This is a genomic window from Allokutzneria albata (assembly GCF_900103775.1).
Classification (GTDB): Bacteria; Actinomycetota; Actinomycetes; order Mycobacteriales; family Pseudonocardiaceae; genus Allokutzneria; species Allokutzneria albata.
Map to the genome: position 1 here is coordinate 3,131,422 of NZ_LT629701.1, position 20,898 is coordinate 3,152,319.

Here is a 20,898-nt window from a genome sequence, read left to right on the forward strand (position 1 = left end):
TCTGCGCCCTGACTGTGATCGCAGTCATGAGGAGGCCAGATGTCAGTTGACGTTCGCCCGTCGGCGCAGCCGGGCGACCCCCGCCACAGTGAGCGCCGGGTCGTCGGGAACGTGATCCGGGGTTCCATCGGAAACCTCGTCGAGTGGTACGACTGGTACGCCTACACAGCGTTCGCGATCTACTTCTCCGGCGCTTTCTTCCCCAAGGGCAACGCCACCGCCGAACTGCTGAACACCGCCGCCGTCTTCGCCGTCGGCTTCCTGATGCGGCCGCTCGGCGGGTGGATGCTCGGCCGCTACGCCGACCGCTACGGCAGGCGCGCCGCGCTGACCCTGTCGGTCACGTTGATGGCCGCGGGTTCGCTCATGATCGCGCTGACCCCGTCCTACGCGACGATCGGCGTGTTCGCCCCGATCCTGCTCGTCGCGGCCCGGCTGCTGCAGGGCCTGTCGGTGGGCGGCGAGTACGCCACGTCGGCCACGTACCTCTCCGAGGTGGCCTCGCCCGGCAAGCGCGGGTTCTACTCCAGCTTCCAGTACGTCACCCTGACCGCCGGGCAGCTGCTCGCGCTGGGCGTGCAGATCGTGCTGCAGCAGCTGCTGACCGAGCAGCAGATGTCCTCGTGGGGCTGGCGGATCGCCTTCGTCATCGGCGCGACCGGCGCCGTCGTGGTGATGTGGTTGCGGCGCAGCATGGAGGAGTCGGAAAGCTTCACCAAGGTCGCATCGGAGGAGAAGGGCAAGCCCGGCTCGCGCGGCACGCTGCGCGCCCTGCTGGCCCACCCCAAGGAGGTCGCCCTCGTCGTCGGCCTGACCCTCGGTGGCACCGTCGCGTTCTACACCTACACCACCTACCTCCAGAAGTTCATGATCAACACCGGCGGCATCTCCAAGCCCGACGCCGCGTGGATCAACTTCTTCGCCCTGTTGGTCTTCGTGATCCTGCAGCCGCTGGCCGGTCGCCTGTCCGACCGCGTGGGGCGCCGCCCGCTGCTGCTGTTCTTCGGCGTGACCGGCACCCTGTTCACCGTCCCGCTGATGACCGTGCTCGGCGGCACCAGCTCGCCCGTGGGCGCGTTCTTCCTGATGCTGGCCGGTCTGGTCATCGTCACCGGCTACACCTCGATCAACGCCATCGTGAAGGCCGAGCTGTTCCCCACCAACATCCGCGCGCTCGGCGTCGGCCTGCCGTACGCCCTGACGGTGGCGATCTTCGGCGGCACCGCCGAGCTGATCGCCTTCTGGCTCAAGGACATCGGCTACGAGTCGGCGTACTTCTACTACGTCTCCGGCTGCATCCTGGTGTCGTTGATCGTGTACGGCACCATGCGGGAGACCTCGAAGGACTCCCCGCTGGAGAAGTAACGCCTCCGTTCGGTTGTGCCCCTTGCGTTCCGGCGCAGGGGGCTACAACCGGAGCGGGAGTTCCACCCGGACGTTGCGCACCGGTTTCTGCTCCGGATCCACCCACCGGGGCGGGATGAAACTCGGTATCCCGTGCTCGAAGACGATCTCCCAATCTCCTTCGTGCACCACGTGATGGTGGTGCACACACAGCAGCACGAGGTTGGTCAGGTCGGTCGGCCCGCCGTCGATCCACTGCCATACATGGCGGGCCTCCGTCCACGCCGGAGGCCGATCACACCCCGGGAACGCACACCCCTTGTCCCGTATGGCAAGGGCCCGGCGCTGCGCAGGTGAAGCGAGGCGCCGTTCCCGCCCGTAGTCGAGAGGTTCGCTGTCGCCACCGAGGACGATCGGGATGACTCCGGCGTCGCAGGCCGCCTGGAAGCCCAGCCCACGCCAGCCCAGCCCACGCCAGGAGAACTACGCCCCACCCTCCCAAGCCCACCGCGCCGGTACGACTGGCCGAGACTGGTAAACGTTCACCCCGAGCTCCCCTCGAAGATGCACAGCGCTGGGAAACGGCTGTTCCTCGCTGGTGATCCGCGTAGACGTTGGTATGTAACGAATGGTCAGCCCGCACCTGCGCTTCGGCGAGGTGTTGGCGTTGCTGCCGTGCACGATGTGCGGGTGGTGCACCTCGACGTCGCCCGGCCGCAGCAGGAGGTCGACGGCCTGTGACTCGTCGACGTCGAGGGTGGTCTCCGCGCCGAGCACGTTGTCGACGTCGGCGCGCTCCCTGGTGGCACCGAGGTCCATCCGGTGGGAGCCGGGGATCACGCGCAGGCACCCGTTCTCCGGGGTGGACTCGTCGACGGCGAGCCACAGCGTGATCACGCGCATCGGGTCGAGCGGCCAGAACGCGCCGTCCTGGTGCCACAGCACGGGTTGTCCGGAGTACGGCGGTTTGCTGATGTAGTGCGAGGCGAACAGCGCGAGGTCGTCGCCGAGGAACGCCGAGGCGATGTCGAGCAGGCGGTCGTCGCTGACGAGACGGATCCAGAACGGGTCGGCCGCCACCAGTTCGTGGGACAACTGCTCGCCCCGGCGGCCGGGGTGTTCGCGGTGCAGCCACTCGACGTGGGACCGGACTTCAGCCATGAGTGAAGGGTCGAGGACGTCGCGGAAAACCGCGTACCCTTCGTCCTCATAGGACAGCACCTGGGCGGTGTAGGTCATGCCGACGATGCTGGCGAAGCCGCGCGCTTCCGTGTGTCACCAGTTGCGCGGGAATCCGACTTTTCTTGACCTCCCCCGATACTCGCTCGGCCGGACGCCGTGCACCATCGCGAAGCGCCGCGAGAAGTACGTGACACTGCTGTATCCGCACTTCAGAGCGATGACGGAAATCTGGGAGTCCGTCCCGGCCAGCAGTTGCCGGGCCAGCCGCATGCGACGTCTCTCGACCCACTGCGACGGTGTGCTCCCGAGGAACCGGCGCATGCTGCGGTCGAGGTGGCCGTGGCTGACGGCGGCGAGGTCGAGCAGCAGCGAGACGCCCTCGCTCCACCGGTCCTGGTTGCGGTCGAAGCCGGAGCACGCCTCGCGCAGCCAGTCCGGCAGCACGGTGGTGGCGGGGTGCCCGGCGAACAGCGGCAGCACCACCGCGGCGAAGCGCAGCAGGTCGAGTCCGGCCGGATCGCGCTCACCGGAGCGGACGAGGCCGGTGAACACCTCGGCCACCTCGGGCGAGCGGACGTGCACCTTGGCGCCGACCGAGCCGGACAGGCCGGACACGTCCAGCAGCGAACCCCAGGTCGCGACCGGGATGGCGATGTTGACGTAGCTCAGCGTGTCCTCTGTGTACACCGAGTGCGCCTCGCCGGGGTGCAGCAGGTAGAGGGTGTCGCGCACCATCCGCTCCGGCTGCTCGTCCAGCACGTGCACGCCGCCGTCGGCCAGCACGTACATCAACTCGACGAAGTCGTGGTGGGTGTGCCGCTCGACCCGGTGCCGGGGCATGTCGATCAACCGTGCGTGGTACGGGTCGCCGGGCGCGACGGTCGCGTATCTGATCGTCCACACGGCACTCACCTCGCCAGCCTAGAGCCGCACCTCGGGCAACGACTTGGTCACGGTGCCGCGGCACTCGCACGGGTGGGCGACGGACCACCTCGACGGTGCGGGCTGCCCCGGAACCGGTCGAGCGCGAGGAAACCGCAGGGCAGCGCGCCGCGTCAGACACGGTGCCCTTCTCGGGTGAGGTTGGGGCCTCCGTGCGCCGTCCGGGTGAACGCGGTACTAGCCTGCCCGCGGGCGGCTTGTTCCGACACGCCGGGTGAGCTGTGCGGACGGGGCGCTAACCTGCCTCATCGCAGTGAGCAACGACATGAGTCGAGCTGGGGGATAGATGCGACACCTGCGTACCGCGATCGCGGTACTGGCCGCGATCACCGCGCTGGGCGCGTGCACGGTGGCCCATCCGGGCACACCGAAAGCCGGTCCGTCGACGCGCAACATCGAGGACGAGCTCGGCAACACCAAGCAGAGCGACCTCCGCAAGGTCTTCACCAGTAGCCCGCAGCAGGTCAACGACTACTGGAACAGCGACCGGATGAAGAACGCCAAGCCGCGCGACACGCAGCCCGGCTCGGCCACCGACGTGCCCAAGGACGAACCCGTCGGCGTGGTCATCCACCCGACGTCGGGACCGGTTCGCAGCCCCAAGCCGCAGCCGGCGGACAACAGCGGAGCCGTCTGGTCACGCGCGGGGCTCAGCGCCAGCACGAACGGCCGGCTGTACACGTCCTACGGCAACCAGAACTTCGTCTGCTCCGCGCAGGTGGTCAACTCGACTTCCGGGACGATCGTCGCCACCGCGGCCCACTGCATCTGGGACACCCAGGACGGCAAGGAGTGGGCGGACAACGTCATGTTCATCCCCGGTGACACCAACGGCTCGTCACCGTACGGCCGGTGGACCGCGGAGATGATCTACGCGCCCACCCAGTTCACCACCGGCGCCAGGTCCGGCGCGGGCGGGACGAGCGGCTCGGGCTGGTCGTACGACTCCGCCTTCCTGCGGATGCGTCCTCTCGGCGGCAGGACCATCAAGGACGCCGTGGGTGGCCAGGGCATCGCCTTCGACGCTAAAGCCGACAGCATCCGCACCATCGGTTACCCGAGCGCGCCGCCCTTCGACGGCACGACGATGCGCTCGTGCTCCTCGCCGACCTACACCGAGAACAGTCGCGTGACCAACACGATCTCCATCCCCTGCAGGATGACTCCCGGGTGCTCGGGCGGTGGCTGGTTCACCCACTTCGACGACTCCACCGGGGCCGGGTACATGATCTCGTCGCACTCCACCGGCAACGGCAGCACGTCCAACGGGTCGCTCATGGGGAAGATCGCCTACGACCTGTACAAGCGCGCCGACTCGGGGGCATGACGATGACCAACAACCGCTACCTCAGGCTGATCGCGCTGGCGGCGGGGCTGACCGTGCTCGCGGGCTGCGGGGCGAAGCCGAACCCGACCGCGCGGGCCGACGACGCCGAGGTCACCGCCTACAACGCGGCGCGCTTCGACGAGGCCTACGCCAAGCTCAACGAGCAGTTCACCAAGCCGAGGGACCAGAAGTCGACGGTCTCCACGCTGGCCTCCTTCGGTGGGAAGTCGGCGCAGAAGGAGATCGACGTCCTCTGGTACCAGGCCGCGGACAAGGGCAAGCCGGAGCCGCCCGCGATCTCCACCAAGTCCCGCACCAGGAAGGGTGCCGACGACAACTACGACGTCTACCACCCCAGCGGCTCGGAGCGGGACTACGCGCTGCTGGGCACGCGGTTCAAGGACCTCGCGCCGACGCCGTGGGTGTCCTACCCGACGTTCACCCCGAAGAACGGGTTCAACGTCTGCCTGGTCACCGGCATCCAGACCGTCTGCGCCATGCAGGACGCGATCAAGCTGACGCAGAAGAACGCGCAGAACGTGTTCAAGCGGGTCAAGGAGCAGCCCGACGGCGGCATGGTGCTGGAGACCGCCGTGACGCTCAAGGGGTTCATCGACGGCCGGGTGATGTTCTTCCCCGAGGAGATCCGCAAGCAGTTCCCGCAGTCGCTGCTGGACTCCTTCATCCCCACCAACATCTCCGTGGCGCCCAACGGTGACTTCAAGTCGATCACCATGAACGGGGTCCTGGAGAAGGAGGGCAAGAAGCTGGACATCGTCGTCGCCTACGACGTCACCGGCAAGGCCACGGCGAAGGACTTCCCCCCGGCCCCTTCGGACTTCGACGTCACCGCGCTCGGTTCCGAGGCCGCGCGCAAGGAGTTCCTGGACAAGGTCGCCTCGCGGTGACCGGCGCCAGCACTCACCGTCCGGCAGACCAGCAGCACCGAGTTGACGAGGTAGCGCAGCGATGACCACTCCACAGGGCCCCTACCCGCCCCAGCAGCCCGGCCAGTTCCCGCGTCAGGGCCCGCCCACCGGCCCGCAGCCGGGCTTCGGCCCCGGCCCCGGTGGCCCGCGTCCGCCGCAGGGCCCGCCGCCCGGCCAGTTCCCGCAGCAGCACCCCGGCCACCCGGGTCAGCCCGGCGGGGGCTGGGGCGGTGCGAGCCAGGCGCCCGCGCCCGCCAAGGAGAAGAAGAGCAAGAAGGGCATGTTCATCGGCATCGGCGCCGTCGTCGTGCTGGCCGGTGCCGCCGTGGCGCTGTACTTCATGGGCTTCTTCACCACCAACGTCTTCGACGACAACGCGCTGAAGAACGGCGTGAAGGGCGTGCTGACCAAGGACTTCGGCGTGGCCGAGGCCAAGATCGGCGCGATCGACTGCGGCACGCGGAACAAGATCGCCGCGGGCTCGCAGTTCCAGTGCAAGGTGACCATCGACGGCAAGCAGAAGATCTCCACCATCAAGGTGGACAACGATCAGGGCCTGTACACCGTCGGACAGCCCAAGTAAGCAGGCGGGACGGCCGTGCGCGTGTTGCTGGTCGAGGACGACGACGGGGTCGCCGAGGCCCTGTTGGAGGTCCTGAGCGCGCACGGCCACACGCCCACCCGGGTCGCCCGGGGCTCCGACGCGCTGATCGCGCACCGCGGCGCGGACGTGGTGCTGCTGGACCTCGGGCTGCCGGACGGCGACGGCATGGACGTGCTGCGCAAGCTGCGCCAGGTCGCCGACACCCCGGTCGTCGTCCTCACCGCGCGCGGTGACGAGCGCTCCGTGGTCCGCGGGCTGCGGCTGGGTGCGGACGACTACCTGGTCAAGCCGGTGCGGCTGGCGGAACTGCTGGCCAGGATGGACGTGGTCACGCGGAGAGCCGCCGCCGCGCGCGGTGCCGCGCAGGACGACGTGGTCCGCGTGTCCGATGTGGACATCGATGTGCGGGCGCGTTCGGTGACCGTCGGCGGTGAGCCGGTTTCCTTGACCGCCAAGGAGTTCGACCTGCTCGCCGTGCTCGCCGCCCGCGCGGGCACCGCGGTGAGCCGCCAGCAGCTGATGGACGAGGTCTGGGGTGACGCGTTCGTCGCGGTGTCCCGCTCGCTGGACGTGCACATGACCCAGTTGCGGGCCAAACTCGGCAGGCCCGGCCTGCTCACCACGATCCGCGGGTTCGGCTACCGCTTGGAGGCGTAGCCGGTGCGCACCCGCCTGCTCCTGGTGCTGCTGGGGTTCTCGGTCGCGGTGGTGGCGGCCTTCGCGGTCCCGTTGCTGCTCAGCACGTCGGCTGAGCGCACCCAACGACTCGTGTTCGACCGCACCGCCGACCTCGACCGGTTCGCCACGCTGACCGAGCAGGCCGACGGTTCGGGCGACACCGGCCAACTCCTGGCGGAGGCGAGTCGCTACATCGAGTTGTACGGCGAGGGGCTGCTCGTGGTCGACGGCAGGGGTCGTCTCGTCGTGCAGGCGGGGATGTCCCTGCAGGACACCGGAGTGCGCGCGCTGGTGGACGCGGCGCTGCGCAACCAGCGGTGGCGCGGCACTCCCGACCTGCGCCCGTGGTCCCGTGAACCGCTGTTGTTGGCGCGCCCGGCAGGTACCGGGACGCGGGTGACCGGAGCGGTGGTGCTGCGGGCTTCCGTCACCTCCGCCGCCAACGACGTGGCCCAGCGCTGGGCGGTCGTCCTGGCCGGCGCGGTGGCCGCGACAGTGGCTTTCGGCGCGCTGGCATCGGGATTGGCGCGCTGGGTGCTGCGCCCGTTGCGGGAACTGGAGCGCGGCGTGCACGCGGTCGCATCCGGCGAGCCCAGGGCGCACGTGGAGGTGCGCGGGCCGGCCGAGCTGCGCTCACTGGCAGGCTCGTTCAACCGGATGTCCGACGCGGTGACGGATTCCCTTGAGCGGCAACGCAGGCTGGTCGCGGAGGCATCGCACCAGCTGCGCAACCCGATGGCGGCGCTGCGGCTGCGGGTGGACGGTCTCGAAGGCGCGCTGAATCCGGGCGCCGAGCGCGCGTACCAGTCGGTCGTCGGCGAGGTCGAGCGTTTGGAGTCCCTTTTGGACAGTCTGCTCGCCTTGGCGGGCGCGGAGAACAAGGCCGCGACCATTGCCATGTCCACGGAGGACGCTCCGAGCTGCGATGTCGCGCTCGTCGTCGCCGATCGGCTCGACGCCTGGCACGCTGCCGCGGAGCACGCCGGGGTCAGCCTGGCGGCTCCGGAACCGGAGGAGCAGCCGCTCCTGGCGGGGTGCGAGGAGGGCGAACTGGCCCAGGTGCTCGACGTGCTGCTGGACAACGCGATCAAGTACGCGGGCGAGGGCAGCACGGTGCGCGTGCGGCACGCCCGCTCCGGCTCGGCGGTGCACCTGGAGGTCCGCGACGACGGCCCCGGGCTGACCGATGAGGAGATCTCCCTCGCAACAGAACGGTTCTGGCGCTCCACGCGACACCAGAGCAGCCGCGGCACCGGTCTGGGCCTGGCGATCGCGGACCAGCTCGCCCGCGCGCGCGACGGCGAGCTGACCGTCACACGCGCCACGCCCACCGGGCTCTGCGTCCGGCTGGAGCTGCCGGGGGTTCCGGAATGACGCGCGTGAGCAGGCGAGGGCTGATGCTCGGCGGGCTGGTCGGCGCGCTCGGGGTGGCCTGCACCGACTCCGGCTACCGGGGTGCCGCGCGGGACCTGAAGATCGCCGCGGGCGAGCCGGGCGGGCCGTACCTGGCGTTCGCGGAGCGGCTGGCCGAGCAGATCCGGGAAGCGCAGCCGCTGCTGCGGGCCGAAGCCCTGACCACACAGGCCAGCGTGGCCAACATCGAGTTGCTCTCTGCGTCGATGCTCGACCCCGCAACCGGGTCTTCGGTACGCGGTGCCGACCTCGCGCTCACCCATGCCGATGCCGCCGAGGCCGCTGCCACCGGGCGGCCGCCGTTCAGCTTCGCGACACAGCTGCGGGCGCTCGGCCGGATCTACGAGAACTACCTCCAGGTCGTGGTGCGCGCCGACTCCCCCGTCCACCGGGTCGCGGACCTCAAGGGGCGCAACGTGTCCATGGGTGCGCCTGGCTCGGGCGCCTCGCTGCTGGCGACCAGGCTCGCGGCCGTCGCGGAGCTGACCGACCTGCGGAGGCGGCAGCTGCGGCTGGCCGAGGCGCTGACCGCTCTCGAACGGCGCGAGGTCGACGCGCTGGTCTGGTCCGGCGGGGTGCCCACGCCCGCGATCGCCGAGTTGGACGAGCGCGTGGGCGTGCGACTGCTGCCCCTCGACGACGTCTACCCGAAGCTGCGCGCCGCGCACGGCCCGGTCTACGAGCAGGTCTCCGTGCCCGCCGGTGGCTACAAGTCCGTGCGGTCGCTGCCCACCGTCGGCGTGGCGAACCTCGTCGTGTGCCTGCCCGACCTGCCGGACGACATCGCCGCCGAGGTCACCACCGTGCTCGCCGAACGGGCCGATCGCCTTGTGCCCCAAGAGGCCCTGGGCGCGCAGTTCCTCGACGTGCGCGCGCTGATCGCGACGGCGGGCATCCCGTTGCACCCGGGAGCCGCCGCCGTCTACCGCGAACTACATGGATAGCGGTACTGCGTCAACGATTTCTGGCCAGCTCGTAGGCGGCCGATCCGATCAGTTCGAGGGAGACCTGAAGGCGCTCGCTGCTGACGTTCGCGGCGATCGTGTCCTCGGGCGTGTGGTAGGTCGGCTCCAGCAGCGCCGGGCCGGTCTCGCCGCGCCAGCTGAAGTTCGCCGAGGCGATCCCCCGCTCGTGGAACGGCACGTGGTCACTAGAACCGCGCGCCACCGGGCCCTTCGTCCTGGGCTGGTAGCCGAGCCGCTGTGCGGCGCCCGCCACCGCGCTGGTGGTGTTGTTGTTGCCGCCGTCGACAGACAGCAGCCAGTACACGACGGCCGGGTCCCAGCTCGTGGCGACCATGTCGTTCTGGAAGCAGCCCGTGATGCGCTTGGCCTCGGCGTCGGAGAGCTGCTTGACGTAGTGCCGCGAGCCGATCAGGCCCTGCTCCTCCGAACCCCACAGCGCGAACCGGACCGCCTGCTGCGTCGGCAGGTGGCGCAGCACCCTGGCGAGCTCCAGGCAGAGCGCGGTCCCGCTGCCGTCGTCGTTGGCGCCGGGCGAGCCGGGCACGCTGTCGTAGTGGGCGCTGATCATCACGACCTTGCCCTCCGGGTTCGGCAGGGTCGCCGGGCGCTCCGCGAGCACGTTGTAGGAGGTCAGGTTCTTGTGGTGGGTCGCGGTCAGGCTCAGCCGCACCGGGCCCGCCGCCAACCGCTGTCCCAGCCGCTCGCCCTGGATCTGCGCGAGGCCCAGCACCGGCACGGGCAGCGGCGCGGGCAGGGTGGGGGTGAACGCGCCGAGCTTGCGCTCAGGTGTGCCCTTGCGGGCCAGCAGGACGGCGATGGCGCCCGCCTCCACCGCGAGCTGGGGCACGGTGCTGTTGGTCTGCGAGTCCGGCACGAAGGCGATCTGGCCGCGCACGTGCGCCAGCTCCTCCGGGGTGCCCTTGCCGATGTCGACCACCGCGCCGGAGACCGTCACGTCGAGCTTGCCCTGGGGCGAGGCACCGGTCTGCCACTTCGGCCCGCGGTCGCCGACCACGGAGATGTCGGCGAGGTACTTGTCGGCGACCGGGAACGGCTGCAGCGTCACGTCGTAGCGGAGCCTGCGCAGCACGCCTGCGACGTAGTCGGCCGCCCGACGCTCGGACGGGGTGCCACCGATGCGCGGGCCGATCTCGTTGCTGAGCACTTCGAGGTGTTCCAGGGCGCGCCGGGCGCTGGCCCTGGCCACGACGGCGCGGTCCCCGATCGCCAGTGACGGCGGCAGCTGGGCACCGGGGCGCTGGCGGGTGACGGCGGCGGCGGTCCCCGGCAACAGCCCCACGGTGGCGAACCCGGCTAACGCTGCGGCACTCGCGAGAAGGTCACGGCGGCGCACGGCCATGGTGGACGTCCTTTCCCCAGACCAGCCCCGGGACAGGGCCGGTTCCCGTGACCGTATGTTCCGGATTCGGCCCTGCCAACGGCCTTTTGCAGCAGCGCGCGACCGCACGCCAGCGCTGCTCCGAACGGAGCCGCCTGCTGCTGGGCCGGAACCATGTTGTCCAGGCAGCAGCCCTCCGGCGGAAGGCTCTACCATCGGGTCACTCAGCCACCGAGTGAACGAAGGCGAGCATGGCCACCCCCATTCGAGCCCCGTCCCTGCCTTTCGCGCTGGCCGGGTTCGGCACCGCGGTCGGGATCGTCGCGGTGATCGGAGCCTCCTTCGGCAGTGGCGCGAAGGAGACCTACGCCGTGCTGCGCCTGCCGGACTGGGCCCCGCCCGTGTGGTCGTTCGGTCCTGTGTGGACGGTCATGTACGTGCTGATCGCCCTCTCCGGCTGGCTGTACTGGCGGGCGGGCGGCTCCAAGGCCGCCGTCGCCGTCTACGGCGTCGGCCTCGTGCTCAACGCGCTGTGGGTCCCGCTGTTCTTCGACATCGGGACGGGTGACTACGCGCTGCTGGACCTCCTGGCGCTGGACCTGGTCGTGCTCGTGACCGCCTGGCTGTTCTTCCTCCGCTCGCGCCTCGCAGCGCTCTTCCAGGTCATCTACCTGCTGTGGCTGATCTACACCACCGCGCTCAACCTCGCCGTCATCATCCTCAACTGACCGCGTGCGGCCGGCGACCGCCCCCGCAGCTGTTCGGGTGAGGGCGAATGCCCACCGTGGTTGTTCACCTCGTGTTCGGTGTGGGCGCTTATCGTGCGCGCCATGAAGAGCCTGTTGTCGCGGCGCACGGTGCTCGGCGGCGCCCTCGCGGTCGCCCTGGGAGGTGGGTCGGCGCGAGGTCGCCGGATCCTGGTCGCCACCAACGAGCCCTGGGCGACCTACCACGTCAAGCCCTTGCTGGCGGAGGCGGCGCGGCACGGGTGGCGGCTGACGCAGCTGGTGCCGGACTACGCGAAGGTCACTCCCGGCGACCCAGTGCCGGTGGCGACGCCGGCGGACGCGCCCCGTGCCGATCTGCTCGTCGTCACGGGGGCCGGGGATTGGCCGGCGGACTGTGTCGCGCGGTTCCGCAGGACGCGGGTGGCCGCGCGCGCGCTCGCCTACCAGGTGCCGGTGGAGGCGCCGCGGGCCAAGGAGATCCGTCCCCGGCTGCGGGTGATCACGGCGTCCTCGCCCGCCGAGGCGCGGGCGTTCGGCGCGTACCTGGGCACGAAGCGGCGCATCGAGGTCGTGGGCTCGCCGCAGACCGACGACCTCCCGCAGCGCGTTCCGGAGAAGGACCTCGTGCTGGTCCTCACCAGCGTCACGCACCCGGACGGCACGGGCAGCGCGGCACCCGGAACGGAGCTCCTGCTCGCCGCGACCGAACGGCTCGCCGCGGCGGGCAAGCGCGTCCTGGTCGGCCTGCACCCGCGTGAAAACCGGCGGCTCTGGGAGAAGTACGAGATCAGCTCGGTCAGCTCGCTCGCGGCCTCGGCCAGGGCGGAGGCCGCGATCGGCATCCCCGGCACGGTGTTCCCGTTGATCGCGGCGGTCGGTACGCCGCTCGTGGGCTGCACCGACCCCGCGCTCAGCGTGCCGGACTACCTGCGGGCGGTCTGCTCCTCCACGATCGCCGACGCGGGCCAGGCCGTGGCCGCGATCGTGAGCGCGCGCCTGCCCGATGCGGCGACGCTGGCGGACGCCGTCGGACCGATCGGCGGGTCGGCGCGGCGGTTGCTCACCGAGTGGGACTGAACTCGGCTTCGAGCAGGCCGTCGAGGATGCCGGTCGCGTCGGACCAGTCCCCGTTGATGTTGGCGCTGACCAGGTGCGAGCCGTCCCGGGAGCCGAAGGTGTACGTCCAGGACCCGAAGATCGCGCCCGCCATGCCCCACACCGCCACCCCGGACGGCAGCCGCAGCTCGACCAGGCCGAGGCCGTAGGCGGTGCCGTCGATCCAGTCCTTCGTCGGCACCGTCGAGGTCATCTCCCGCATCAGCCCGGGCGGGAGCAGCCGCCCGCCGAGCAGATCGCCGAAGAACCTGTTCAGCTCGCCCGCCGTGGAGATCATGGCTCCCGCGGCCCAGAACGGGCTGGGGTCCAGCTCGGTCACGTCGTGGATCGGAGCGTTCGGGTCGGGGTCGTAGAGCTTGGTGTAGTGCCGCGAGTGCGGCCCGCGGATCGCCTCGTCCTCCGGCAGGTAGGTCCCGGGCAGGCCGAAACGCCCGGCGATCTCCTCCGCCAGCCGCGCGCCGGTGACCCGCTCGACGACCATCCCGGCGAGCACGTAGTTCGTGTTCGAGTAGCCCCAGCTCGTGCCGGGCGCGAAGTCGGCGGGACGCGACATCGCGATCTTCACCAGCATGTCGGGCGTGTAGTGCTCGTGCTGCCCGAGAGCGGCATGGTCGTCGGTGTAGCTGAAGATCCCGCTGGTGTTGTTGAGCAACTGCCGCACGGAGGTCCACTCCCCCACGCCAGGCACCCATCGCTCGACGGCGTCGTCGAGGCACAGCCGTCCCTCTGCGACGAGTTGCAGGAGCACCGTCGCCACGAAGGTCTTGGTGGTGCTGCCGATGCGGAACCGGTGCTCGGGCAGGCGCGGGGCTCCTGTGGCGGTGTCGGCCACCCCTGCCGTGCCGAACCACCGCCGGTCGCCGTCGTGCACCTCGGCGAGGATTCCGGGCACGCCGCCCTCGGTCACGGCCCGGTCGAGTACTTCCTGGATCGTGGTCACAGCGCACGAAACTACGTTGCGTTTCGTACTCTTTCAACTAATCATTGCAATGACTGGGCGCGAACGCTACAGGGGAAGCGCGCGCTCGTTCACGACGTGCTTCATCACCAGGGTCGAGCTGAGCCGCTGCACCCCGGGCAGCGTCGCCAGCTTCTCGTCGTAGAGCCGCTGGAACGCCTCAAGGTCCGCGGTGGCGATGCGCAGCAGGTAGTCGGGGTCGCCGAAGAGCCGCTGCGCCTGCAGCACGTGCGGGATGTCCACGAGCGCCTGCTCGAACGCGGCGACGGTGTCGCGGTCCTCCTGGCGCATGGTGACGAACACGAGCGCCTGGAACGCCAGCCCGACCACCCCGGCGTCCAGGATCGCCCGGTACCCGCGGATCGCCCCGCTCCGCTCCAGCTCGCGGAGCCTGCGGTGGCACGGCGACAGGCTGAGCCGCACCCGCGCGGCCAGCTCCGTGACCGTCAGCCGCCCGTTGTCCTGCAGCTCAGCAAGAATCTTCCTGTCAACGTCGTCCATGGGGAAGATTCTTCCACCACAGCACTGATCAGCGACAATAGTTGGAAACACCTTTGGGCGGCGCCGACTTAATCTCCTCCCATGGCCATCAGCTCCGTCACCGCGTTCTGGGCGGTGTCCGTCCTGCTCGTCCTCGTGCCGGGGGCGGACTGGGCGTACACGATCTCCGCCGGGCTCCAGGACCGCTCGGTGGTGCCAGCGGTGGGCGGGCTGCTCCTCGGCTACGTCGGGCTCACCGCGGTGGTCGCGGCCGGGGTCGCCGCGATCGTGGCGAGCACCCCGTTCGTGCTCACGGCACTGACCTCCGTGGGCGCGCTGTACCTGGTGTGGATCGGCGTGACGACGCTCGCCCGCCCAGCCGTTCCCGGCGCCGACGTGGACCCGGCGGGCGGGGCGACGTGGCTGACGCGGGTGCTCAAGGGCGCGGGGATCAGCGGGCTCAACCCGAAGGCGCTGCTGCTCTTCCTCGCCCTGCTGCCGCAGTTCACCAACCCGGCGTGGGGCTGGCCGCTCGCGGCGCAGATCGGCACCCTCGGCGTGGTGCACACCCTGACCTGTGCCGCGGTCTACCTGTGCGTCGGAGTGCTGGCCCGTGCGGTCCTGCGGGCGAGGCCGGCCGCCGCGCGCGTGGTCAGCCGGATCTCCGGCGCGGCCATGGTGCTGATCGGTGTGCTGCTGCTGGTGAACCAGTAGTTTCGGGCCGTGGCCGAGTTCGAGGAGCTGGTCGAGCCCTATCGGGCCGAGCTGCGCGCGCACTGCTACCGCATGCTGGGCTCGCTGCACGACGCCGAGGACGCGCTGCAGGAGGCGTTGGTCCGCGCGTGGCGGTCGCTGGACCGCTTCGACGACCGCGGTTCGGCCCGGGCGTGGCTGTACAAGATCGCCACCAATCGGTGCCTGACCTTGATCGAGGGACGCGCGCGGCGTGAGGTCCCCGCCGAGTCGATCGCGCCCTTCCCGGACGATCTACTTTCACCGGAGAACCTTTACGCCGCAAGGGAAAGCGTGGAACTCGCCTTCGTTGTGGCGCTCCAGCACCTGGGCGGGCGCCAGCGGGCCGTTCTCCTCCTGCGGGAAGTCCTCGGTTTCTCCGCGCGCGAAGTCGCCGAGCTGCTGGACACGACCGTCGCGTCCGTCAACAGCGCGTTGCAACGCGCTCGGGCAGTCCTCGGCACGCGGCGCGCGGAGATGAGCCAGCAGGCGACGTTGCGTTCCCTCGGCGAGGACCGCGTCCGCGAGCTGGGCGAGAAGTACTTGGCAGCTTGGGAAAACGGCGATGTCGCGGCGATCGTGGAGTTGCTGACCGAGGACGCCGAGTACTCCATGCCTCCGCTGCCGGAGTGGTTCGAGGGGCACGCCGCCATCACGGACTTCCTCCGCGACGGTCCGCTGACTCACCGCTGGCGTTTCCTTCCCGCGCGGGCCAACGGGCAGATCGCGTTCGGCACCCACATGTGGGACGGAGCGGTCTACGTGCCCATGGGGCTCGACCTGCTGACCGTGCGCGGCGACCGGATCGCCGCGGTCGTCTCGTTCCTCGACGCGGACTTCAGCCTGTTCGGCCTGCCTCCGGAACTTTCTCGCTGAGTTCCGATGAGTTCGGCCGCGTTCGCGGGTTGTAGGGGTGACAGCAACCGACGAACGGAGTGCGATGAGTACTGACGAGCAGCAGATCCGGAACCTGATCGAGCGGTGGGCCGCAGCCGTGCACGCGGGCGACCTTGACCGAGTCCTCGCCGATCACACCGACGACATCGTGATGTTCGACGTTCCGCCGCCCCATGACGGAGTCATCGGCATCGACGCGTACCGCGCGACGTGGCCGCCCTTCTTCCAATGGCAGGCGCAGGGGGCGTCGTTCGAGATCGTCTCCCTCGACGTCACCGCCGGAACGGACGTCGCGTTCGCCCACGCGCTGCTGCGGTGCGGCACGCCGGACGAACTCGCCGCACAGCCGGAGAACAGGCTCCGGCTCACTCTGGGGCTGCGCAAGGAGCAGGACCGGTGGGTGGTGGCTCATGAACACCACTCGTTCCCGCACACCACGTAGGCGGGTGCCCGGTGTGCTGCCGGTACTGGCGGCTGAAGTAGGCGAGGTCGGCGTAGCCCAGCGCGCTGGCGACCTGCGTCACTGACATCCCGGTCTCGCTCAGCAGGTGGTGCGCGCGCTCGATCCTGGCGTTGATCTGGAAGCGGGTCGGCGTGAGCCCGGTGTGCGCGATGAACCTGCGGGTGAACTGGGCCCGGGAAAGGGCGGCCCGCGCGGCGAGTTCGGTCACCGACCACCGCCTGCGCGGGTCCTGCCGGATGGTCTCGGTGATCTCGTCGAGCACGCGGTCCACCTTCTCGCGCGGCGGCGCGGTCAGCTCGGCGTGCACCAGCGCGACGAGTTGTTCCAAGCACAGCAAGGTCTGTCGCGTGCCGAGCGCGTCGCCGCGCTGGTGACTGCGGTCAGCGAGCCGGGCCAGCGAGGTGAGCAGGGACAGGTCGCCCAGCTGCACCCACCGCGGATCGGTGGCGATGTCCTCCGCAGTGTCGAAGTGCATGCCGAAGACGAGCAACCGGCGCCCGGGGTTGTGCCCGGCGATCGGCGCGTCGCCGGGCCGGAAAACCGCGCAGAAGCCCGGCTCCAGCTCGCTGCACCGATCGCCGAGGCTCATGTGCCCCCGGCCGTCGAGCACGCACCACAGCAGGTGGTCGCCGAGCGGGCGTGAGTGCCACGACCAGGACGGCTCGCAGCGCCAGAAGGTGGGCGGCGAGTTCAGATGCGTCATAAGTACAACACCTCGCGCTTCGAGTGACTGGCGTGGAGCGACAATCCACCACGATTCTTGATGGCATGAGCGAATCATTCAAGCTGGCGTTCAACCGGGAAGGGTATGCCGTCGCGCGTGGCGTGTTCGGGCACGACGAGGTGGAGCGGTTGCGCGAGCACTACATGACGCTCAGGAAGCGGCGCTCCTACTCCGATGACGTCGTCGGTGTCCAGGCGGGCGAACGCGATCCGCTGCGCCGCTACCCGCGGATGGCGCAGATGCACCGCTGGGACGACGAGAGCCTGCGCTGGTTGCTCGACCCGCGCCTGCGCGGCCTGCTGGTCGCCCTGCTCGGCGCGGAGCCGTACGCGGTGCAGACGATGCTCTACTTCAAGCCGCCCGGCTCACGCGGACAGGCCCTGCACCAGGACAACTTCTACCTGCGGGCCGAGCCGGGGACCTGCGTCGCGGCGTGGATGGCGTTGGAGCGCGCCGACGTCGGCAACGGCTGCATGCTCGTCGTGCCCGGCAGCCACCGGTGGCCGATCCTGTGCACCGAGAAGGCTGACACGACGCAGAGCTTCACCGACGTCACCGTGCCGCTGCCGGTGGGCCCGGACGCCGTTCCGGTGGAGATGGACGCCGGGGATGTGTTGTTCTTCAACGGTTCCCTCGTTCACGGCAGTGCGCCCAACACCACCGAGGACCGCTTCCGGCGCGCGCTGATCGGGCACTACGTCGAGGGCGAGGCGCGCACGGTCGCCGCCTACTACCACCCCGCTCTGCGCATGGACGGCGCGCCGCTCCAGCTGGACGTGAGCGAAGGCGGCGGGCCGTGCGGGGAGTGGACCGACCTCGGCTCGATCGCGCTCACCGGCGAGCACGCCCTCACGCGCGCCCACGAGTGATCAGCTCCTCCACCAGGGCGCGGTAGTCGTCCTTCATGGGCAAGTCGCGTTCGACGTGCACCTGCCGCCGGGTCGTGTTGACGTCGACGCCGCGCACGGGATCGTGACCGGAGCGGCTGACGTCCTCCCACCACAGGCCGATGCCACGGCGTTGCCACGCGGGCACCTCGTTGAAGTTGATCCCGTGCTGGAACAGGAGTTCATTCTTGTCCGCCACGGACGTTCCGTGCAGGCGCTGCGCGGCCTCCCGCCGGGACGCGCCCGTCTTGCGGAGTGTCCAGTAGCACCAGCCGTTCAGCGCGCACCGCGTGGCATCCGCCTGGCGCCAGGAGACGTAGTCGATCACATCGCCGACGCCCGCGCCGATCCACACCCGGCTGTCGAAGTGCGCGGGTCTGCCCGCGGCGTGGGTGAACGCGGCCGAAGCGACGCCTGCGGTGATCGACACGATCTTCTCGACGCCGCGTCCGAAGAGGCCGTGTTCCGATTGGAGCACAACGGAGATCTCGTCGCTCTCGGTGTAGACGTAGCGGGCGTCGAACTCCGTCAGCATGGCTCGCGCGGTCTCCACCATGAGCCCGGAGAAGGCGGCGTCGAACGGCTTGTCGAAGTGCTGTTCGGTGAAGCGTGAGAACCCGCGGCCGTCCACCCGGACGACCGTCCACACACCGGGCGGCACCGTCAACTCGTGGAACCACTCCCGCGCGCGTTGCCCGGCTTCGAACTCACCCCGGTGCATCGTCTCTCCTCGAAGCTCTCAACGTGGAACCCGCCCCGGCCGTCGAACCGCACGGTGAGAAGTTCGTCGAACCCGTCCTCCGCCCGCGGACGCCGCAGGCGCTTCAGCGTGGCATACAGCCCCACGTCGGGCACGCGGGTTTTGGTGTCCCTGAGGGCGTTGCGCTCCAGTGACGCGACGGGATCCGGCGGGAACCAGTAGCCGACGACCCGCGCCCCGCGCGCCCGAGCCACCGTCATGATCGGCTGCCACTCCTCCGAGGAGGGATTGGTGTTGTCGACCACGACATCGCGTCCGGCATCGAGCGCTTCGCCGATCAACCGCAGCTGCCGTGCCTGGCGACGGCGTGCGTTCGGGAAGGCGTCCTTGCTGACGTGCTCGTGCGTGGCGGCCAGGACAGCGCGGTAGAAGCTCGTCTTACCGGAGGCTTGGAGTCCTATGAGGATCGCGACCTCGGTCACCTCGGCAGCACCGAGGCCAACCGGGCGATCTCGGCGGGCCCGACGCGGCAGCACCCACCGATCAGCCTCGCCCCGGCCTCGACCCACTGAGCAACGCGTGCCACGTCGAAGGCGGGATCACCCCGCCAGATGTTGGCCTCGCCATCCCATTCGCCACCACCATTCGGATAAGCCACAACGGGTTTGCCGCTTCCCCGCGCGGCGATCTCCACTGCTGCGGCCACATCGGCCGGCTCGCAGCAGTTGACCCCGGTCGCGATCACCGCCCTCGAACCCGCCATGAGCGCGAAGGCCTCCTCCAGCGGCTGTCCGGCGTTGGTGGCCGTGCCGGAGACGCTGTAGGTCAGCCAGGCGGGAACGCCGATGTCGTCGGCGATCCGCAGCAGGGCCTCCGCCTCGTCGATGTCGGGGATCGTCTCCAGCGCTAACACATCGGGGCGCTCCTCCGCCAGGACCTCCATCCTCGGCCGGTGGAACCGCTCCAGCTCGTCGACGGTCAGCCCGTAGCGCCCGCGGTACTCCGATCCGTCCGCCAGCATCGCCCCGTACGGCCCGACCGACGCGGCCACCCAGCGCGGACCGTCCACTTCGGACGCGGCTGCCCTCGCCAGTGCGACGCTCCGCTTCAGCAGCGCCTCCGCTTCGTCCCTGTCGTGCCCGCGCGCGGCGAAACCCTCGACGGTGGCCTGGTAGCTGGCGGTGATCACGACCTCCGCCCCGGCGCGGAAGTACGCCAGGTGCGCGGAGGTGATCGCGCCCGGGTCGTCGTGCAGCAGCCGGGCCGACCACAGCTCGTCCGACAGGTCGTGCCCGGCGGCGGCCAGCTCGTTCGAGAGGCCCCCGTCGAGCACCACCGGACGACGCTTCAGTGCTTCGATGAGCGAGTCCACCCCGTCATGCAACCACTTGGAGGAGCCCGCCGTGCACAAGGCGCTACTGGACCTGTGGGCGTCAGCGACCGGCTTGGAGCTGATGCAGGCGTTGGCCGAGCAGGAGACATCGCCCCCGAGCCAGTACGGGCAGGTCGGCCTCCGCGTCTCGCGGGCAGCCCACGGCCTGGTCGAGATGGAGTGGACGCCGGGCGAGACGCTGGCCAACGTCGTCGGAACCGTGCACGGCGGCTACACCGCCATGGTCCTGGACGAGGCCTGTTGCAGTGCCGGGGTCAGCACCGGCGAGCGCTGCTACCCGGTGAGCACGCTGAACCTGGCGGTGGACTACGTGCGCGCGGTGCGGCCCGGCGAGACGTACGCGGTCGTGGCCGAGGTCGTGCACAGCGGACGAGCGCGTCTGCTCGCCAACGCCAGCGTCCGCGACGGCGAGGGCAACCTCGTCGCCCAGGCCCACGCGGCGCTCCTGCCCAGCAAGGCTCAGCTCAAGGCCGCGACGGAGGGCACGACCACCCCGTAGAGGTCGGTGATCATCGCCAGCGCCCCGTGGTGGACCTGCTCGGCGGGCACCTCGGACACGGCCGTGCGCAGCGGCCGGCTCGCGCAGGCGTCGGCGACCACCGTCGCCTTGTTGCCGCGCAGGAAAGCGCCCGCGGCGGTGGCGGCCACGCACATGTGGGTCATGAACCCGGCGATGACGACGTCGTCGTTGCCGGCGGCGTCGACGTGCTCGCCCAGCTCGGTGTCCCTGAACGAGTCGGGGAACGCTTTGACGACGACGTGTTCGCCCTCGACCGGCGCCACGCGCGGGTGGATACGGCCGATGTCGGCTCGGATGTCGTAGGCAGTGCCCTCACCGCTGTCGTGGATGACGTGGACGACCTTCGCGCCGGCTTTCCTCGCCGCGGCAAGCAGTTCCGCCGCCGCGTCCAACGCGGGCTCCCATCCGGTCAGCTCCATCACACCGCGGGTGTAGGTGTTCTGGTAGTCGACCAGGACCACGGTCGCCGCGGCCAGGGAGGCCGGGGTCTGGTCGAGACCGTTCAGCTCGCGCAGGGTCGTCGTAGGCATGTGCGCCCTTTCCTCGGGGAGTTCGTGACGCCACCGACGCTACGATC

25 protein-coding genes are annotated in these 20,898 nt (G+C 70.1%); 14 read left to right on the forward strand and 11 right to left on the reverse strand.

Annotated features, from left to right (window positions below; all coding sequences use genetic code 11):
* Window positions 1-39 precede the first annotated feature (39 nt).
* Window positions 40-1,365, forward strand: a complete 1,326-nt coding sequence (locus BLT28_RS14090) for an MFS transporter (protein WP_030431206.1) — start codon at window positions 40-42, stop codon at window positions 1,363-1,365.
* 42 nt (window positions 1,366-1,407) lie between these two features.
* Here BLT28_RS14090 and BLT28_RS42535 read toward each other — a convergent pair whose 3' ends face one another.
* The 3 genes from BLT28_RS42535 to BLT28_RS14100 form a co-directional block, all read right to left on the reverse strand.
* On the reverse strand, window positions 1,408-1,533 hold the full coding sequence (locus BLT28_RS42535; RefSeq protein ID WP_269459651.1) for a hypothetical protein: 126 nt from the start codon (window positions 1,531-1,533) through the stop codon (window positions 1,408-1,410).
* Between the two features lie 294 nt (window positions 1,534-1,827).
* A complete protein-coding gene (locus tag BLT28_RS14095) occupies window positions 1,828-2,583 on the reverse strand; it encodes a phytanoyl-CoA dioxygenase family protein (RefSeq protein ID WP_052407659.1) in 756 nt (251 codons plus the stop codon).
* Between the two features lie 36 nt (window positions 2,584-2,619).
* Window positions 2,620-3,429, reverse strand: coding sequence for a helix-turn-helix transcriptional regulator (locus BLT28_RS14100; RefSeq protein WP_030431204.1), 810 nt, complete (start codon window positions 3,427-3,429; stop codon window positions 2,620-2,622).
* Window positions 3,430-3,754: 325 nt separating this feature from the next.
* Between BLT28_RS14100 and BLT28_RS14105 the strand changes: the two genes are divergently transcribed.
* The 6 genes from BLT28_RS14105 (at window position 3,755) to BLT28_RS14130 (ending at window position 9,363) form a co-directional block, all read left to right on the forward strand.
* Entirely contained in the window at window positions 3,755-4,795 is a 1,041-nt protein-coding gene (locus BLT28_RS14105; RefSeq protein WP_030431203.1) for a trypsin-like serine peptidase, read from the forward strand.
* Entirely contained in the window at window positions 4,792-5,703 is a 912-nt protein-coding gene (locus tag BLT28_RS14110) for a hypothetical protein (RefSeq protein ID WP_156051220.1), read from the forward strand. Before BLT28_RS14105 ends, BLT28_RS14110 begins: the two co-directional genes overlap by 4 nt.
* A gap of 61 nt (window positions 5,704-5,764) precedes the next feature.
* Window positions 5,765-6,307: a DUF4333 domain-containing protein gene (locus BLT28_RS14115; RefSeq protein WP_052407658.1), complete on the forward strand. Its 543-nt coding sequence runs from the start codon at window positions 5,765-5,767 to the stop codon at window positions 6,305-6,307.
* A 15-nt stretch (window positions 6,308-6,322) separates the two neighbouring features.
* Entirely contained in the window at window positions 6,323-6,985 is a 663-nt protein-coding gene (locus BLT28_RS14120) for a response regulator transcription factor (protein ID WP_030431200.1), read from the forward strand.
* A gap of 3 nt (window positions 6,986-6,988) precedes the next feature.
* Window positions 6,989-8,380, forward strand: a complete 1,392-nt coding sequence (locus tag BLT28_RS14125; RefSeq protein WP_030431199.1) for a sensor histidine kinase — start codon at window positions 6,989-6,991, stop codon at window positions 8,378-8,380.
* Complete coding sequence (locus BLT28_RS14130; protein WP_030431198.1) at window positions 8,377-9,363, forward strand: TAXI family TRAP transporter solute-binding subunit; 987 nt, start codon at window positions 8,377-8,379, stop codon at window positions 9,361-9,363. Before BLT28_RS14125 ends, BLT28_RS14130 begins: the two co-directional genes overlap by 4 nt.
* Before the next feature lie 10 nt (window positions 9,364-9,373).
* On the opposite strand, the gene BLT28_RS14135 is transcribed toward BLT28_RS14130, so the two are convergent.
* On the reverse strand, window positions 9,374-10,744 hold the full coding sequence (locus BLT28_RS14135) for a M28 family peptidase (RefSeq protein WP_030431197.1): 1,371 nt from the start codon (window positions 10,742-10,744) through the stop codon (window positions 9,374-9,376).
* A 230-nt stretch (window positions 10,745-10,974) separates the two neighbouring features.
* On the opposite strand from BLT28_RS14135, the gene BLT28_RS14140 reads away from it, so the two are divergent.
* The gene (locus BLT28_RS14140; protein ID WP_030431196.1) at window positions 10,975-11,451 is read left to right on the forward strand and encodes a TspO/MBR family protein; all 477 of its coding nucleotides are present in this window, start codon (window positions 10,975-10,977) and stop codon (window positions 11,449-11,451) included.
* Window positions 11,452-11,553: 102 nt separating this feature from the next.
* Window positions 11,554-12,528: a hypothetical protein gene (locus tag BLT28_RS14145; protein WP_030431195.1), complete on the forward strand. Its 975-nt coding sequence runs from the start codon at window positions 11,554-11,556 to the stop codon at window positions 12,526-12,528.
* Here BLT28_RS14145 and BLT28_RS14150 read toward each other — a convergent pair.
* Window positions 12,512-13,507 carry a serine hydrolase domain-containing protein gene (locus tag BLT28_RS14150; RefSeq protein WP_052407657.1) on the reverse strand — a complete coding sequence of 332 codons (996 nt, stop codon included), beginning with the start codon at window positions 13,505-13,507 and terminating at the stop codon, window positions 12,512-12,514. The two genes, BLT28_RS14145 and BLT28_RS14150, sit on opposite strands and share 17 nt — an antisense overlap.
* 66 nt (window positions 13,508-13,573) lie before the next feature.
* A complete protein-coding gene (locus BLT28_RS14155; protein WP_030431193.1) occupies window positions 13,574-14,026 on the reverse strand; it encodes an Lrp/AsnC family transcriptional regulator in 453 nt (150 codons plus the stop codon).
* 81 nt (window positions 14,027-14,107) lie between these two features.
* Here BLT28_RS14155 and BLT28_RS14160 point away from each other — a divergent pair, with 81 nt between their 5' ends.
* The 3 genes from BLT28_RS14160 (at window position 14,108) to BLT28_RS14170 (ending at window position 16,076) form a co-directional block, all read left to right on the forward strand.
* The gene (locus tag BLT28_RS14160) at window positions 14,108-14,719 is read left to right on the forward strand and encodes a LysE family translocator (RefSeq protein ID WP_030431192.1); all 612 of its coding nucleotides are present in this window, start codon (window positions 14,108-14,110) and stop codon (window positions 14,717-14,719) included.
* Window positions 14,720-14,728: 9 nt separating this feature from the next.
* The gene (locus tag BLT28_RS14165; RefSeq protein WP_030431191.1) at window positions 14,729-15,613 is read left to right on the forward strand and encodes a sigma-70 family RNA polymerase sigma factor; all 885 of its coding nucleotides are present in this window, start codon (window positions 14,729-14,731) and stop codon (window positions 15,611-15,613) included.
* 64 nt (window positions 15,614-15,677) lie between these two features.
* Window positions 15,678-16,076 carry a YybH family protein gene (locus BLT28_RS14170; protein WP_030431190.1) on the forward strand — a complete coding sequence of 133 codons (399 nt, stop codon included), beginning with the start codon at window positions 15,678-15,680 and terminating at the stop codon, window positions 16,074-16,076.
* Here BLT28_RS14170 and BLT28_RS14175 read toward each other — a convergent pair.
* Window positions 16,000-16,800 (reverse strand): AraC family transcriptional regulator, encoded by an 801-nt coding sequence (locus tag BLT28_RS14175; protein ID WP_052407656.1) that lies wholly within the window; start codon window positions 16,798-16,800, stop codon window positions 16,000-16,002. The two genes, BLT28_RS14170 and BLT28_RS14175, sit on opposite strands and share 77 nt — an antisense overlap.
* 65 nt (window positions 16,801-16,865) lie before the next feature.
* Between BLT28_RS14175 and BLT28_RS14180 the strand changes: the two genes are divergently transcribed.
* Window positions 16,866-17,690, forward strand: a complete 825-nt coding sequence (locus BLT28_RS14180; RefSeq protein ID WP_030431188.1) for a phytanoyl-CoA dioxygenase family protein — start codon at window positions 16,866-16,868, stop codon at window positions 17,688-17,690.
* Here BLT28_RS14180 and BLT28_RS14185 read toward each other — a convergent pair.
* Genes BLT28_RS14185 through mmuM form a run of 3 tightly spaced genes read right to left on the reverse strand, consistent with a single transcriptional unit; the run spans window position 17,671 to window position 19,780 of the window.
* On the reverse strand, window positions 17,671-18,429 hold the full coding sequence (locus BLT28_RS14185) for a tRNA(His) guanylyltransferase Thg1 family protein (RefSeq protein ID WP_030431187.1): 759 nt from the start codon (window positions 18,427-18,429) through the stop codon (window positions 17,671-17,673). The two genes, BLT28_RS14180 and BLT28_RS14185, sit on opposite strands and share 20 nt — an antisense overlap.
* Window positions 18,372-18,890 (reverse strand): AAA family ATPase, encoded by a 519-nt coding sequence (locus BLT28_RS14190; protein WP_052407655.1) that lies wholly within the window; start codon window positions 18,888-18,890, stop codon window positions 18,372-18,374. Before BLT28_RS14190 ends, BLT28_RS14185 begins: the two co-directional genes overlap by 58 nt.
* Entirely contained in the window at window positions 18,887-19,780 is an 894-nt protein-coding gene (mmuM, locus tag BLT28_RS14195; protein ID WP_231950780.1) for a homocysteine S-methyltransferase, read from the reverse strand. The genes BLT28_RS14190 and mmuM overlap by 4 nt, the downstream gene beginning before the upstream one ends.
* Between mmuM and BLT28_RS14200 the strand changes: the two genes are divergently transcribed.
* A complete protein-coding gene (locus tag BLT28_RS14200; RefSeq protein WP_081900517.1) occupies window positions 19,767-20,300 on the forward strand; it encodes a PaaI family thioesterase in 534 nt (177 codons plus the stop codon). The two genes, mmuM and BLT28_RS14200, sit on opposite strands and share 14 nt — an antisense overlap.
* Here the strand turns inward: BLT28_RS14200 and BLT28_RS14205 are convergent.
* Window positions 20,261-20,851, reverse strand: coding sequence for an isochorismatase family protein (locus BLT28_RS14205; RefSeq protein WP_030431183.1), 591 nt, complete (start codon window positions 20,849-20,851; stop codon window positions 20,261-20,263). The two genes, BLT28_RS14200 and BLT28_RS14205, sit on opposite strands and share 40 nt — an antisense overlap.
* Window positions 20,852-20,898 lie beyond the last annotated feature (47 nt).